This window comes from Hymenobacter sp. 5317J-9, from assembly GCF_022921075.1.
Taxonomy (GTDB): Bacteria; Bacteroidota; Bacteroidia; order Cytophagales; family Hymenobacteraceae; genus Hymenobacter.
This window is the reverse complement of record NZ_CP095050.1, coordinates 3,384,545-3,399,657: the sequence shown is the minus strand read 5'-3', so window position 1 is coordinate 3,399,657 and position 15,113 is coordinate 3,384,545. Positions and strand designations below refer to the sequence as shown.

Below are 15,113 nucleotides of genomic sequence, written 5' to 3'. Positions count from 1 at the left end.
ACTAGGAAGCCATTGGAGAAAAGGGTTTTATTGATTTTTATTATTGCTAAATTTGGTTAACAAGGTGTTGTGTATTTAGCAAATACAGCCATAATCCAGTGCGATTAACGTAGGCCTAACTCCCCCGAATCTCCTCCTTAATCTCGGCCACAAACTGGGCGAATTCTGGTTCGGCTTCGACGTCGGGGTGCCAGGCCAGGCCGAGCTGGGCCAAGTTGTACTGGTGGCGGGGGCTGATGGTGGCGCCGGGCAGGAACTGGCCGCTGGCGTCGCGCTCGCGGCCCAGCAGCCAGAGGCGGTCGGCCAGGGCGGTGGTGGTCACGAGGTCGTGCGAGACGATGACGACGGTGTTCAGCTCGTCCATGGTAGTGACTTCGACGATGATGCGCTTCAACTCGTCAATCATGGCCACGTCGAGGCCGGAGAAAGGCTCGTCGAGCAGGATGAGGTGGTCGGAGCAGAGCAGCTGCTGGGCGATGGCCGCCCGCTGCCGCTGCCCGCCCGAGAGCAGGGCCGGGTACTTGCGGGCGTGCGGCGCCAGGCCAAACCGCTCCAGGTACATATCCACGTGCTGGCGGGCAGCCTCAGGGGCGTGCTTGCGCTGGGCGGCCACTAGGAGATTGTCGAGCAGGGTGCGGTGGTCGAACAGCGGGTAGCGCTGCTGCACGAAGCCCACCATGCCGGGCTCCACGGCCTGCTGGGCCTGGCCCACTTCCACGGTGCCGCCGCTGGGCCGGATGAGCCCCGCCATGATGCGGCACAGCACCGACTTGCCGATGCCCGAGCGGCCGTAGAAGCCCACCACCTGGCCCTGGCTCATGTTGGGCCGCGTCACGTCGAGGATTTGGGCGTTGATGTCGCGCAGGATGGTCTCGCCGTGGAACGACATGGAGATGTTGCTCAGGGTGAGGATGGGCTCTTTGTAGTTGAAAGGGAGGGCAGTCATGGTTGTTCTGATTGGCGCCTCACCCCCCGGCCCCCTCTCCCAAAGGAGAGGGGGGGGCCACGGCGGCGCGGGCGAGCTAATTCGGGTTGAAGGGATGACGAGAAGTCGGCAGGCACCCCCTCTCCTTTGGGAGAGGGGGCCGGGGGGTGAGGCGCCCGCTAGGCGGATGTTCCTAAAGAGGAATAAGGAAAAAACACCTTCCGCAGCAGCACAAACACGTAGTCCTGCATGGCGCCGGTGGCCAAAATCACAAGTTGAATGGCCAGTACGCCATCGAGGTGCAAATACCGGTTCTGCTTATACAGCAGCAGGCCGATGCCGCCTTCGCTTTGGTAAAGCGTTTCGACCAGCGTAATCATGGTCCAGATGATGGCGAAGTTCTGGCGCACCACTTCCAGCATGTCGTCGAGCTTGCCCAGCACCACGACTTCGTAGAAACTGCGCCACTCGCTCATGCCCAGGGTGCGGGCATGGTCCATTTCCTCCTGCGTAGTGGTCAGAATCACGCTCGTCATGCCCGTGACCAAGTACACCGTGGCGCCGAAGATGAGTACCGAGAGCTTCACCTGGTGTCCGGAGCTCACCATCAGGGCCATGAAGAAGGTGAGGCCGGTGAGGGTGAGGTAGCGCATCTTGGAGGCCGCGTAGGCAATGGGCCGGAAGAACGGCAGCGCCGTGAGGTAGGAGATTGCCAGCGCCAGCACCGTGGCCACGGCCAGGGCTTCGAGGGCCGTGGTCATGCTGGCCCACAGCTCCGGAATCAGGCCCTGGCTGGTAATGAGGTCCCCGAGGGCGCGGACGACCTCGCCCAGGCTAGGGAACAGTTGCATGGGGTAGAACACCCACAGCAGCAGTAGCAGAGCCACCTGCGCTACCACCATGGAGGTGAAGACGATGCGGCGCGGCTGGGCATTGGGGGCGAATAAGGTTTTCATTGGGAATGAGAAAAAAGAACGGTCATGCTGAGTTGGTCGAAGCATCTCTATCTCTATCGCTTCGTTGAAGTAGCGTTGATTGCTACCACACGCGAGATGCTTCGACTTCGCTCAGCATGACCTTCTTTTTGTTGGGTGTCACTTAGGGATTAGTTGCCCAGCACGATTTCCACGCGGCGGTTCTTGGCTTTGCCGTCGGGGGTGGCGTTGCTGGCTAGCGGCTCGGTGGCGCCGTGGGCGTACACTTGCACGCGGCCGTCGGGGAAGGCGCTGCGGCTTTTGGCTTCGAGCCAGTGCTCCACGGCCATGGCGCGGTCCTCGGAGAGCTGTTGGTTTTTCTGCGGGTCGCCGGTGTTGTCGGTGTGGCCGTGCACGGCCACTTTCAGGCGGCCGGCCACCACGAGGTCGTTGAAGAGCTGGTTGAGGTCGCGCTCGGCGGCGGGAGTGAAGGTGCTCTGGCCCGAGTTGAAGGCGATGTTCCAGGCGCGCTTGCTCACGCTCTGGCGGATTTCGTCATCGGCGGCAAACTGCTGGGTTTCGGCCGGCGCCACGGTTTTGCCTTTGTATTGCGCCTGCAGCTTTTTGAGGGGCGTCAGGTCCAGCATCTGGTCGAGAGGCACGTAGCTGGGCAGTTCTTTAGGGTAGAGCTTTTTCTGCACATCACCGAAGGTTTTGTACACGGCGGCGTACACGTTGGTGCCGCCTTCGTCGAGGCCAAACAAGCTCAGGTTATCGCTGAAGTTGAAGGCTTTGCTGCCGCCCAGCTCCACCACTTCGCCGTTGCGGTCGGCTTCGCTCACGCCTTTGTAGTACTTCAGCCAGTAGGCGCCGGGCTTGTCCTGGTCGCCGTACACGGTGGCCGAAATGTCGGCGGCGCGGGTCAGGGCTTCGGGGTGCGATTTCACCTGGTCGCCGGCCACGGCAAAGGCCGTCATCAAACCCAGCACTTCCTTCTGGTGGGCATCGTACCAGCGCTTGGTCGTCACCATGATGTTGGGCATCTGGTTGGAGTAGTCCTTCGTGCTCACGATGTTGACGAGGCCGCCGCGCTGCTTGGCAATGTTCACGTCGCCGGGCGTCCAAGTGGCCACGGCGTCGGCCGCCACGTCCACCTTCACGCCGGTGTTCTTGCCGTTCACCACTTTGGTGCGGGCTTCGGGCTTGCCGAGGATGTACTTCTCAGCGGCAACCAGAAAGTCGCTGGCGGCCATAAAGTTCACGGCTTCGGGGTCGTAGGTGGTTTCGTCAGGGTTCACTTTCAGGCCGTTGTCGGCGCACCATTTCAGGGCGATGTTCTGGTCGCCGTCGCGCAGGTAGCAGGCAATGGTTTTGCCCAGAGCCGATTTGGGGTTGTCAAGCCACTCTTTGGGGCCCATCAGCTTGTCTTCGCCGAAGGATTTACCTACCGAGTAGGGCAGAATCTGCAGCTGCGTGCCAGTCTTCTGCAATTCAGCTTGCACCGCCGAAAAAGCGGGCAGGCCGTCGCCCATGATGCTCACAATCAGGCCGGGCGTGGCGGGGTTGTTTTGCAGGTCCAGGGCGTTTTTCACCAGGTCGGCCTGCATCTTGCTCACATCGTCCTGGCGCACAATCTGCAGGTCCACGCCATTAGCAGCCAGGGCCGAGCCCATGGTGGTGCGGGGGCCGCCGTTGGCCAGCATGCCGGCCATTTGGCTGTTCCAGGCCATCACCTCCCACACCACGGGCGTGCCTTTTTCGGCGGGAGCGGTGCCCGGCAGCGGAGCCAGCGGCACCACGATGTTGGCGCGGTTGCCGCCGGTGGCGGCGGGCAGCTCGATGGAGTTGAGGAGTACCGATTCGGTTTCGGCTTTTTTGAAGACGGCACCGCTGGCTATGAGCTTGTTGATGCCGAAGTAAAGGGCGGCTACGATGAGCAGGCCGATTACGAATTTACCACGTGTTGTCATTTTAGGTAAGGCAAAAGAGGAGTGGGGCGCCCGATTTGGGGCGCGTTGATTTTTGGGTTGTTTTGGGGGCAGGCGTCAACCTCACCCCCTGACCCCCTCTCCAAAAGAGAGGGGGCACCGGCTATGCGCTGGCGTTAGGCTCCCCCTCTTTTTTGGAGAGGGGGCCGGGGGGTGAGATGCCGGGCGAGCGAGTTGCTTCGGCTGTGCTCGGCATGACGTTCTACCGAAGCGGCATGAGGCGCCACCGTCACGGGCGCCGGCTGGCCCAGCAGACTCACCAGGCCGCAGGCCAGCAAAAAGCTAATCAAGCAGGCTAGAATAGGCATCATCGGAGGCTTTTTTGGTGGCGGCGAAGGATTGGGTGGCTTGGGGTTTTTCGTTGAGCACGGCGTTGAAATCGCCGTTCTGGTACTTGGTGAGTAAGCGCTGACCCTTCTCGCTCATCACGCCGTTCTGAATGTCCATCTCCTTCACAAACTCCTGCGAGTAGCGCATGGCCTGCTTGATTTGGCCCAGCTGCTGGGCCATGTCCTGGGCCACGCGGTCGGTGGCCAGGTCGAAGAAGTACTTCTTGTCGGGGTCGCCGCGCAGGATGTTCATGGCGGCGCGCATGCCGGAGCTGGTGCGTTTCACCAGCTCGTATTCGTCTTTCAAGAGGTTGACTTTGAACTTGCTGCCGTCAATCTGGCGCAGGGCGGCTTTCAGAATCTGGCGCATCACCACGCTCACGTTGGCGGTGGTGGTGGCCATGGGCTGCAGGCGCTTGTTGTAGTCCTCCAGCTGGGCGGCGCGGCTGGCGTAGCTCTCGGCCATGTCCTTTTCGTTCTGGCGGGCGGCCGAGCTGGCCAGGGCCAGGTATTCCTTCATTTGGGCATCGTTGGCGGCCAGCTTTCGCTTCACCAGCTCGTGGGCGCCTTCGATGTTGGTCACTTCGGCGTCCATCTTGCGGGCTTCCTGCTCGGTGTTCTTGATGTAGTCCTGCATGATGCCGATGGGGTCGGTATTCACGAAAATTCCCGCCAGCGTGCGCAGCACCCGCTGTCCGGCGTACCACAGCCCGGCGTGGATGCGCTTGTTCGTGGCCAGCAAAAACAGCACGAACAGCACGCCCAGCCCAATGCCCAGCTTCACGCTGTTGAATACCATGTCGACCAGGAAGGGCAGAATCACGCCCCAGTAGTACACGGCCGTGCCTGCCAGGCCCAGCAGCACGAGGCGGCCGGCCACTTTCTCCGGCTTCTGCCACTTGGGGAGGCCGGTGTCGGTATCAGAAGTAGTTGTGAGCAAAGTATTCATGGGGTTAGGCGTTTGAAGAAGTGGTGGAAGAGGAGGGATTCAAGAAGTTCTGGGCCGCCTTGCGGTGCGTTTGCAAGTCGGCGGCAGCGGCGGCGTTGGCCAGCTCATAGGAGGCCAACGCCGCCTGCGTTTTCTGCTTTTCGGCCAGGGCCTGCTGCTGGATTTCGCGCAGCTGCTGGCTTTTCTGGGTCAGCTGCTCGGTGAGGGAGGCCACTTCGGCTTGCAGCTGCGTTTCGCGTTGTTGCAGCAGCGCCAGCGGGCCGGGGGCGGCTTTAGAATCCGGGCTTTCGCCCATTTTCTCGCGGTGGCGCTGCAGCACCCGGGCCCGGTCTTCGGCCAGCTTGGTGGCCAGCTGCTCGGCCGAGGCCAGCAGGGCCGTCTGGTTCACGCCGGTGAGGGCCGAAAAGGCGTTGAAGGCCGTTTGGTAAAGCAGGGGGCCGGTGAGGCCGCTACCGGCCATGCTGTTCACCATCTTGGTGTAGGCCCCGAAGTCCTTGCCGTCGCCGGCCAGCAGGCCGGCAATGTGGTCGAGGTGGCGCTGCTCAGCCTGGGTGACGAGCGGCGCCGGGCTGGCAGCCAGCGGCGCGGCCGGCGTGGGCTGCGCCGCTACCGCCGGGGCGGGCGCGGGGGCCGGGCGGGGCGCCCCATCGTCTTCGATGAAGAAGTCCTTCGCGGCTTTGGTGAGGTTATCAAGAATGGCCATGGCAGCGTGTGTTTGGTGACTTGCACCTAATGCCAATACCAGTGCCGGTTCAGTAATAATTTCGCTATATTGTCTGTAAGTAATTTTAAATCAAGTGTATAAATAAAAATGCCCCCGCCAGGCACGAGGCTTGACGGGGGCATTTTTTTCAAAATGAAAAAGCTATTTTTTCATATTAATAATGAAATGGTGGTCGGGAGGCGCGAAGTTCTGATTCCTGCGCCACCCGGTCAACTATCGTAAAGGGAAAGCCGGCATTACATATACGTATACGAAATGCCCGATTCTTGAGCCGGTGGCTTTATATACTCAGCCGGAAAAGGTCGCCTTCGCCTTTCAGCGACGACTGCCGGATGATGAGGTCGCCGGCAATGACGAAGGTGCGGGGCTGGAAATTCTCCTTCTGCTGCACCTGCTCCAGGAAAAGGCGGGCCGCCTGCTGGCCAATGCGGTAGGGGTGAAGGTCGACGGTGGTGAGGCCGGGCTCAATCATGGCGGCCATGAACTCGTCGCCAAAGCCCACCACGGCCATTTGCTGGGGCACGCGCACGCCGCGCTTTTTCAGGGCCACCAGCAGGTCGAAGGCGTTGGTGTAGTTGATGCAAAAAATGGCGTCGGGCGGCTCGGGCAGGGCCAGCCAGGCATCGAGGGCGGCTTCGGCTTCTTCGGACTGAAATTCGATGTGCACTTCGTACTCGGGGCGCAGGGGCAGCTGGTAGCGGCGCAGGGCGTGCTGGTAGCCGGCCAGGCGGTTGCGGCTGATGAGCAGCGACTCGGGCCCGGCCAGGATGGCAATGCGCCGGGCGCCCTGCTGAATGAGGTGCTCGGTCACATTATAGGAACCGTTCCAGTCGTCAAGGATGACCTTGGCGCTGTCTACCTCGTTGCTCACGCGGTCGAAGTGCACCACCGGGATGCCGCGGCAGGCGGCGGGCTTCACGTGGTCGAAGTTTTCGGTTTCGCGCGAGTGGCAGATGAGCAGGCCGTCGACCTGGCTGGCCACCAGCGCCTGCACGTTGCTCACCTCGGTGCGGTACGATTCCTTCGACTGGCAAATCATCACGCGGTAGCCGGCCTCTGTGGCCACCGCCTGAATGCCGCTCACGGCCGTGGCAAAAAACGGCCGCTCCAGGTCCGGTATCAGCACGCCCAGGGTGTGAGTTTCGCGGCTCTTTAGGCTTTGGGCCAATAAGTTGGGGTGGTAGTCAAGCAGCCGGGCGGCGTCGAGAATGGCCTGCCGGGTGACGGGGCTGATGTCGGTGTGCCCGTTCAGCGCGCGCGACACGGTGGACGAGGCCACGCCCACGGCCTTGGCCACGTCGCCGATGGTGGTTTGGGCGCGGCGCCGGTCCGGACTCGGGCCGGTTTTCTCTTCCGTGAAGTGGTAGTCGCAGCTTTTGCAGAGGTAGCGCTGCTTTCCGCGCACAAACCCGGCCTTCAACACCGTATCAGAAAGCTTGCATTTGATGCAGATGGCCATTAATAATTGTATTAAGTGAAGAAAGGTGGCTGTGGAGCAGGATGAACGGGGTTATGCCGTGAGTACTCACTCAAATATAACGCACAAAAAAAAATTTTGGCGAAAGAAATGCAAAGTTATCTATCGGCATCGTTTCCGGAAACGATGCCGATAGTTTTGTTGCCAATGCTGTAAAATTTGGCCGATTTTGGTAGAACCAACTTGGTGTTTCTCCTTCTACATTCGGTAGTAAGTCAGCCAAACGACCTATCTGCCGCATTTACGGTAATGGTGCAGGTAGCTTTGTCTGGGTATAACACAAATTGTATTTTACCTAACAGTTGCCATGTTGCACACCATGCGCTGGTTCGGTCCTCACGACCCCGTTTCGCTTTTCGACCTTCGGCAGGCCGGTTGCGCTGGCGTGGTCACGGCGCTGCACCAGCTGCCGGTGGGCGAGGAGTGGTCGGTAAGCGAGATTCAGGCCCGCCAGCAGCTCATTGAGGCCGACAACGCCACCCACTCGCCCCTGCATTGGGCCGTGGTGGAAAGCCTGCCGGTGCACGAAGACATCAAAAAAGGCCGCCCCTCGCGCGAGCTTTATATAGACAATTACAAGGCCTCGCTGCGCAACCTGGCCGCCTGCGGCATCCGCACGGTGTGCTACAACTTCATGCCGGTGCTGGACTGGTCGCGCACCAACCTCAGCTACGAGTTGCCCGACGGCTCGCGCGCCCTGCGCTTTGTGTGGCAGGATTTTGCGCTTTTCGACCTCTGCATTCTGAAGCGGCCCGGCGCCGAGGCCGATTACGAGCCTGCCGTGGCCGCAGCGGCCCGCCAGCAATTTGCGGCTATGAGCGCCGAGGATGTAGCCGGCCTCACCAACACCGTGCTGCTGGGCCTGCCGGGTTCGGAGGAAGCGTTTGAGCTGAGTAACTTCCAAAGCCTGCTCAACGAGTACGCCGCCATCGACGCCGCGGCGCTGCGCGATAACCTGCACTACTTCATCCGGGAAGTGGCGCCGGTGGCCCAGGAGTTGGGCATCGGCCTCTGCATTCACCCCGACGACCCGCCTTATCCGCTGCTGGGCCTGCCCCGCGTGGTGAGCACCGCCGACGACCTCGCGCAGCTGTTTGCGGCCTGCGACGTGCCGGCTAATGGCCTCACGTTCTGCACGGGCTCGCTGGGCGTGCGGGCCGACAACGACCTGCCCGCCATTGCCCGGCGCTTTGCCGCGCGCATCCACTTCATTCACCTGCGCGCCACCAAGCGCGAGGAAAACCCGCGCAACTTCCACGAAGCCGACCACCTGACCGGCGACGTGGACATGTACGCCGTGGTGCGCGAGCTGGTGCTGGAAGAGCAGCGCCGCGCCGCCAGCGGCGAGGGCGCCGTCGCCATTCCCATGCGCCCCGACCACGGCCACCAGATGCTCGACGACCTCAAAAAGAAAACCTACCCCGGCTACTCGGCCATCGGCCGCCTGCGGGGGCTGGCCGAGCTGCGGGGGCTGGAATACGGCATCCGCCGCGGGCTGGCCACCGAAGCGCCGCCCAACCGGCGCCCCGCCCAAGCCCCGCAACTCGCCTAACTACCTGCCCTTCCCAATCCCACCCATGTTGCTCCGGTCCCTGTTGTTGTTGCTGCTTGTAGTTGCCGCCGCGCCGCGTTGCGTGGCCGACGACGGCTATCGGCTGTGGCTGAAGTACGACCGGGTGGCCGACGCGGCGCGACTGGCGCAGTACCGCGCCGCGGCGCAGTTTGTGGCCGCCGGTGGGAGCGATGTGGTTCTGAAAACCGCCGCTGCCGAGCTGCAGCGTGGCCTGCAGGGCCTGCTGGGCCAGGCGGTGCCGCTGCTGGCAGCGCCCACCGGCACCAAGCGCGGCATCGTGCTGGCAATTGACCAATCGGCAAACGTTTCCGGTAGCTCGGCCAGCCGCGATGAGTACCAGATTGCTACGCAGGGTAAAAACCTGGTAGTGAAGGGCCGGAGCGGGGCCGGCGTGCTCTACGGCGTGTTTGCCCTGCTGCGGCAGCTGCAAACCGGCCAGTCCGTGGCCAACCTGCGCCTGAGCAGCAGCCCGCGCATTCAGTACCGAATGCTCAACCACTGGGACAACCCCAACGGCACCGTGGAGCGTGGCTACGCGGGTAGTAGCATCTGGAAGTGGAACGAACTGCCCCAACGCCTCGACCCGCGCTACACCGACTACGCCCGCGCCAATGCCTCCATCGGCATCAACGGCGTGACCATTAACAACGTGAACGCCAGTGCGCGCTACCTCACGCCGGAGTACATCGGGAAGGTGAAGGCGCTGGCGGGCGTGCTGCGGCCCTACGGCATTCGGGTGTATTTGTCGGTGTTTTGGGCGGCGCCCAAGGTGATTGGCGGCCTGAAAACGGCGGACCCGCTCGATGCGCAGGTGCAGCAGTGGTGGGCCGCCAAGACGAACGAGATTTACAAGGAAATTCCTGATTTCGGCGGCTTCCTGGTGAAGGCCAACTCCGAGGGCGAGCCCGGCCCGCAGGACTACGGCCGCAACCACGCCGACGGCGCCAACATGCTGGCCACGGCCCTGGGCACCCACGACGGCATTGTGATGTGGCGCGCTTTTGTGTACAAGGCCGGCAGCGACGACCGGTTCAAGCAAGCCTACGAAGAGTTCAAGCCGCTCGATGGGAAGTTCTCGCCCAAAGTGCTGGTGCAGGTAAAAAACGGGCCCATCGATTTCCAGGCCCGTGAGCCTTTCCACCCGCTGTTTGGGGCCATGCCCAAGACGCCGCTGGTGCTGGAAGTGCAGATTACCCAGGAATACCTGGGCATGGCCACGCACCTGGTGTACCTGGCGCCCATGTTCAAGGAGTGCCTCGACGCCGACACCCAAACCAAGGGAACCGGCTCCACGGTGGCTAAAGTGGTGGATGGCAGCCTCGACCAGCACCGCATCAGCGGCATTGCCGGCGTGGCCAACATCGGCTCCGACCGCAACTGGACCGGCCACCCCATGGGCCAGGCCAACTGGTACGCCTTCGGCCGCCTGGCTTGGGACTACACGCTGACCTCGAAAGCCATTGCCACAGAATGGACTAACATGACGCTGACCCACGAGCCCCAGGCCGTGGCCACCATTGTGGACATGATGGACAAGTCGCGCGACATCTACGTGCGCTACACCACGCCGCTGGGTCTGCACCACATCATGGGCCAGAACATTCACTACGGTCCCGAGCCCTGGCTGGCCCAGGCCGGCCGCCCCGACTGGACGGCCGTGTATTACCACAAGGCCGACTCGCTGGGCCTGGGCTTCAACCGCACTGCCACGGGCTCGAACGCCCTGGCGCTGTACTTGGCCGGCGTGCAGAAGGAGTGGGGTGACCCCAAAACCTGCCCGCTCAACTACCTGCTCTGGTTCCACCACGTGGGCTGGAAGCAGGCGCTGCCCACCGGCCGCACCCTCTGGAACGAGCTGGTGACGCGCTACTACACCGGCGCCGACTCGGTGACGTGGATGCAGCAGCGCTGGGCCAGTGTGAAGCCCGCCGTGGACCCGGCCCTGCACGCCGACGTGGTCGCCCGCCTCGCCATTCAGCGGCGCGAGGCCCTGTGGTGGCGCGACGCCTGCGTGCTCTACTTCCAGACTTTCTCCAGGCAGCCCATTCCGGCCCCTTTCGCGCCGCCCACCCGCACGCTGGCCGACGTCAAAACCCTGGTAGACCTCTACCAGCTCAAGTAATTCTCCCCTGCAACTCTCCCCGACATGAATAAGCTGTCGCACTCTTCCGGTCATTCCGCTTCCTCCAACGGCGTCGTTACGGCCTCGCAGCAGCGCCACGCCGACGTGTTTTCGCTCGACGGCAAGCTGGCGCTGGTGACCGGCGGCGGCACCGGCATCGGGCTGGAAATTGCCCGCTGCATGGCCGAGGCGGGCGCTACCGTGGTCATCACGGGCCGGCGCGAGGCGGTGCTGCAGGACGCCGTGGCCGACCTGGGCGACTCGGTGGAATACCTGGTGAACGACATCACCGACCTGAGCGCCATCGACGGCCTGGTGGCCGAGGTGGAAGCCACCTACGGCCCCCTCGACATTCTGGTGAACAACGCCGGCATCAATCTCAAAAAGCCGGCCCTGGACGTGACGGACGAGGAATTCAGCCGCATTCTGCACACCAACCTGCACTCGGTGTTTGCCCTCACGCGGGCCTGCGCCGCCCGCATGGTGGCCCGCCGCAAGGGCGTCATCCTCATGATTTCGTCGATGGCGGCCTACTACGGCATCGACCGCGTGGTGGCCTACGCGGCCTCCAAGTCGGCGGTGGAGGGCATGGTGAAGGTGCTGGCCTCGGAATTCTCCGGCCACAACGTGCGCGTCAACGCCATTGCGCCGGGCTTCATCGAAACCGCCATGAGCCGCACGGCCATGAACTCCGACCCCGACCGCCGCGACCGCGCCATGCGCCGCACGCCAATGGGCAAGTTCGGCAAGCCCGAAGACATCGGCCACGCGGCCGTTTTCCTGGCTTCTGATGGCGCCCGCTACATCACCGGCGCCTCGCTGCCCGTCGACGGCGGCAATTCCATCGGCTTTTAGGCGGTGCTGGGCTGCCTCCCGCTTTTCACTTAACACAACCACTTACCCACCAAAAACCCACTCAAATCCATGCAACTACTTTTATCAAACGCTGCGCCGCGCCCAGTCCGGCGCTGGGCGCAACTCTTCGGAGCGGCGGCGCTGCTGCTGGGCGGCATGATGCCGGCCGAGGCCTGGGCCCAGGCCGGCCGCACGGTGTCGGGCACGGTCACGTCGGATAACGGCGAGCCGCTGCCGGGCGTGACGGTTATCGTGAAAGGCACCACCGTGGGCGCCACCACCAACGCGGCCGGCGAGTACACGCTGAGCATGCCCGATGGCGGCAACACGCTGGTGATTAGCTCCATTGGCTACGAGAAAAAGGAGGTGCCGGTGGGCGCGTCCGGGGCCGTGAATGCCCGCCTCACCACCGAAGCCCAGGCCCTGAACGAGGTGCAGGTGGTGGGCTACGGCGTGCAGAAGAAAAGCCAGGTGACGGGCGCCATCTCTTCGGTGGACGAGCAGGCCCTGCGCGACGTGCCCGTGGCCAACGTGGGCCAGGCCCTGCAGGGCCGCGCGGCCGGCGTCAACATTTCGAGCAACGGCACGGCGCCGGGCCAGGCGCCCACCATCCGCATCCGGGGCAACCGCTCGCTTTCGGGCAGCAACGACCCGCTGCTGGTGGTGGACGGCGTGCCCTACGACGGCAGCCTCAACGACCTGAACCCCGACGACCTGACCGGCGTGGAAGTGCTGAAAGACGCCTCCTCGACGGCCATTTACGGCGCCCGCGGCGCCAACGGCGTGATTCTGATTACGACCAAGCGCGGCAAAAACGGCGCCGCCAAAGCCACCTACAGCGGCTACTACGGCCAGAAGCGGATTTACGACCGATTCGACCTGCAAAACGGCGAGCAGTACTACAACTACCGCCTGGAGGCGTTCCGGGCGCAAACCCCCACCTTCAACCCGGCCACCGCAACCACGTTCCTGACCAACGACGAGCGGGCCAACTACGCCGCCGGCAAAACCACCGACTACCAGAGCCTGCTGTTCCAGAACGGCCACATCCAGAACCACACGCTGGGCCTGACCGGGGGCACCGAGCAAACGCAGTACTCGGCCTCGCTGGGCTACTACGACGAGACGGGCATTGTGCCGGTGCAGCGCTTCCGGCGCTACTCGGTGCGCGGCACGCTCGACCAGAAAATCGGGGGGCGCGTGAAGGTGGGAGCGAATAGCCTGAACACCTTCACCGACGAAAACGACCCGAACGTGAACGTGCTGTACCAGATTCTGACGACCAGCCCCCTGGCGTCGACCAACGGCCCCGACGGCCAACTGGTGCTGTATCCCAACGGCGACCAACTCTCGAACCCGCTGACGCTGTACGCACCCAATGCCCACCTGGACCGCCGCCGCCGCCTGCGCAGCTTTAACAGCCTCTACGGCCAGATTAACATCCTGAAAGGCCTGGACTACCGCCTCAACGTGGGCCTCGACGGCCGCACCCAGGCCGATGATGCCTTCTACGCCTCGGTGACGCCGCAGAACAACGCCGGCCTCAACTCGGCCAGCAGCGGCTCGAGCATTGCCTACAACCTGCTGGCAGAAAACATCCTGACCTATAACCGCACGTTTGCCGATAAGCACGACCTGAACGTGACGGCCCTCTACAGCCGCCAGACCTTCCACAACGACGGCTTCAGCGGTTCGGTGCAGGGCACGCTGGCCGACTACCAGCTGAACAGCAACCTCGGGGCCGGTACCCCCAACAGCGTGAACAACGTGAACCGGCAGCCCATCGACTGGGCGCTGGAGTCGTACATGGGCCGCATCAACTACTCGTTCGACAACCGCTACTCGGTGACGCTGACGGCGCGTAACGACGGGTCGTCGCGCCTGGCGCCCGGTAACAAGTACAAGTGGTTCCCCTCGGCCGCCGTGGCCTGGAACATCGCCAACGAGCAGTTCCTCAAAGGCCAGGACTGGCTGAGCGTGCTGAAGCTGCGCGCCAGCCTGGGCCGCGTGGGCAGCACCGCCATCAACCCCTACCAGACGCAGGGCTCGCTGGGCGCTGGCCTGGGCAACGGCTACTACAACTGGGGCCCCGTGGGCGCCGTGGGCGTGGTGCCCAACAACATTCCGAACCCCGCCCTGGGCTGGGAATACACCACCACCACCAACGTGGGCCTGGACTTTGGCTTCTTCAACAACCGTCTGACGGGTAGCGTGGAAGTGTACCAGCAGCGCACCAGCGACCTGCTGCTGCCCGACGCCCTGCCCACGGCCAGCGGCTACGGCTCCTTCATCCGCAACGCCGGCCAAACCCAGAACCGCGGCATTGAGATTTCGCTGACCACGGCCAACGTGCGCTCGGCCAGTGTCAACGGCTTTGAGTGGAGCACCGACTGGAACTTCACCGTGAACCGCGAGAAACTGCTCGACCTGAACCTGTACGATGCCAACGGCAACCCCCGCGACGACGTGGGCAACCAGCGCTTCATTGGCCAGCCGCTGTACGTGTTCTACGACTTCAAGAAAGTGGGCATCTGGCAAACTTCTGAGGCCGACGAGGCGCGGAAATACGGCACCAAGCCGGGCCAGATTAAGGTGGAAGACGTGAACAGCGACGGCAAGATTGATGCCGCCGACCGCCAGGTGATTGGCTCGCGCCAGCCCCGGTTTGAGGCCGGCCTCACCAACCGCTTCCGCTTCAAAGGCTTCGACCTGAACATTGTGGCCCTGACCCGCGTGGGCGCCACGGTGGTCGACCCGTACTCCTTCGGCCCCAGCTACTACGCCACCAACACCGGCCGCCGCAACCAGCTGAACTTCGACTACTGGACGCCCACCAACCCCACCAACGAGTACCCCCAGCCCGACCAGACGGCCCGCGCCAACGAGTGGCCCACCTACGGCTCGACCCTGGGCTACCACAGCGGCACGTTCATCAAAATCCGCAGCATCGACCTGGGCTACACCATCCCGGCCGCCTGGGCCAAGTCGGCCTTCCTGAGCTCGGCCCGCATCTACCTGCAGGTGCAGAACCCCTACATCTGGGCTGCCGACAAGTACTACCAGCGCAACAAGGCCATCGACCCCGACGCCCTCTCGTATTCGACGCGCTTCAGCAACACGGGCACGGCCTCGGCCAACCTCGATTTCCAGGGCGGCAGCAACTACCCCGTTACGCGCGCCTTCATCGCGGGTGTTAACCTGGGCTTCTAGGAGCAAACTTCTTATTGGTTGACCGGGCTGCAAGCTCGAGGGCAGTG

The 15,113-nt window shown here is 63.2% G+C and carries 10 protein-coding genes; 4 read left to right on the top strand and 6 right to left on the bottom strand.

Annotated elements, in window-relative coordinates; translation table 11 throughout:
- Positions 1 to 115: 115 nt before the first annotated feature.
- The 6 genes from MUN81_RS14360 to MUN81_RS14335 form a co-directional block, all read right to left on the bottom strand.
- Entirely contained in the window at positions 116 to 946 is an 831-nt protein-coding gene (locus tag MUN81_RS14360; protein WP_245111432.1) for an ATP-binding cassette domain-containing protein, read from the bottom strand.
- Between the two features lie 158 nt (positions 947 to 1,104).
- Positions 1,105 to 1,881: a hypothetical protein gene (locus MUN81_RS14355; RefSeq protein WP_245111430.1), complete on the bottom strand. Its 777-nt coding sequence runs from the start codon at positions 1,879 to 1,881 to the stop codon at positions 1,105 to 1,107.
- A gap of 149 nt (positions 1,882 to 2,030) precedes the next feature.
- On the bottom strand, positions 2,031 to 3,809 hold the full coding sequence (locus tag MUN81_RS14350) for an OmpA family protein (protein WP_245111429.1): 1,779 nt from the start codon (positions 3,807 to 3,809) through the stop codon (positions 2,031 to 2,033).
- Positions 3,810 to 4,109: 300 nt separating this feature from the next.
- Positions 4,110 to 5,105 carry a PspA/IM30 family protein gene (locus MUN81_RS14345; RefSeq protein ID WP_245111427.1) on the bottom strand — a complete coding sequence of 332 codons (996 nt, stop codon included), beginning with the start codon at positions 5,103 to 5,105 and terminating at the stop codon, positions 4,110 to 4,112.
- Positions 5,106 to 5,109: 4 nt separating this feature from the next.
- On the bottom strand, positions 5,110 to 5,808 hold the full coding sequence (locus MUN81_RS14340; protein ID WP_245111426.1) for a hypothetical protein: 699 nt from the start codon (positions 5,806 to 5,808) through the stop codon (positions 5,110 to 5,112).
- A 301-nt stretch (positions 5,809 to 6,109) separates the two neighbouring features.
- The gene (locus tag MUN81_RS14335; RefSeq protein ID WP_245111424.1) at positions 6,110 to 7,288 is read right to left on the bottom strand and encodes a substrate-binding domain-containing protein; all 1,179 of its coding nucleotides are present in this window, start codon (positions 7,286 to 7,288) and stop codon (positions 6,110 to 6,112) included.
- A 325-nt stretch (positions 7,289 to 7,613) separates the two neighbouring features.
- Between MUN81_RS14335 and uxuA the strand changes: the two genes are divergently transcribed.
- From uxuA to MUN81_RS14315, 4 genes are all read left to right on the top strand, one after another.
- Positions 7,614 to 8,858 carry a mannonate dehydratase gene (gene uxuA, locus MUN81_RS14330; protein WP_245111423.1) on the top strand — a complete coding sequence of 415 codons (1,245 nt, stop codon included), beginning with the start codon at positions 7,614 to 7,616 and terminating at the stop codon, positions 8,856 to 8,858.
- Between the two features lie 25 nt (positions 8,859 to 8,883).
- Positions 8,884 to 11,001, top strand: a complete 2,118-nt coding sequence (locus MUN81_RS14325; RefSeq protein ID WP_245111421.1) for an alpha-glucuronidase family glycosyl hydrolase — start codon at positions 8,884 to 8,886, stop codon at positions 10,999 to 11,001.
- 24 nt (positions 11,002 to 11,025) lie between these two features.
- Positions 11,026 to 11,856, top strand: coding sequence for an SDR family NAD(P)-dependent oxidoreductase (locus MUN81_RS14320; protein ID WP_245111419.1), 831 nt, complete (start codon positions 11,026 to 11,028; stop codon positions 11,854 to 11,856).
- Positions 11,857 to 11,925: 69 nt separating this feature from the next.
- The gene (locus MUN81_RS14315) at positions 11,926 to 15,066 is read left to right on the top strand and encodes a TonB-dependent receptor (protein WP_245111417.1); all 3,141 of its coding nucleotides are present in this window, start codon (positions 11,926 to 11,928) and stop codon (positions 15,064 to 15,066) included.
- The last annotated feature ends 47 nt before the right edge of the window (positions 15,067 to 15,113 follow it).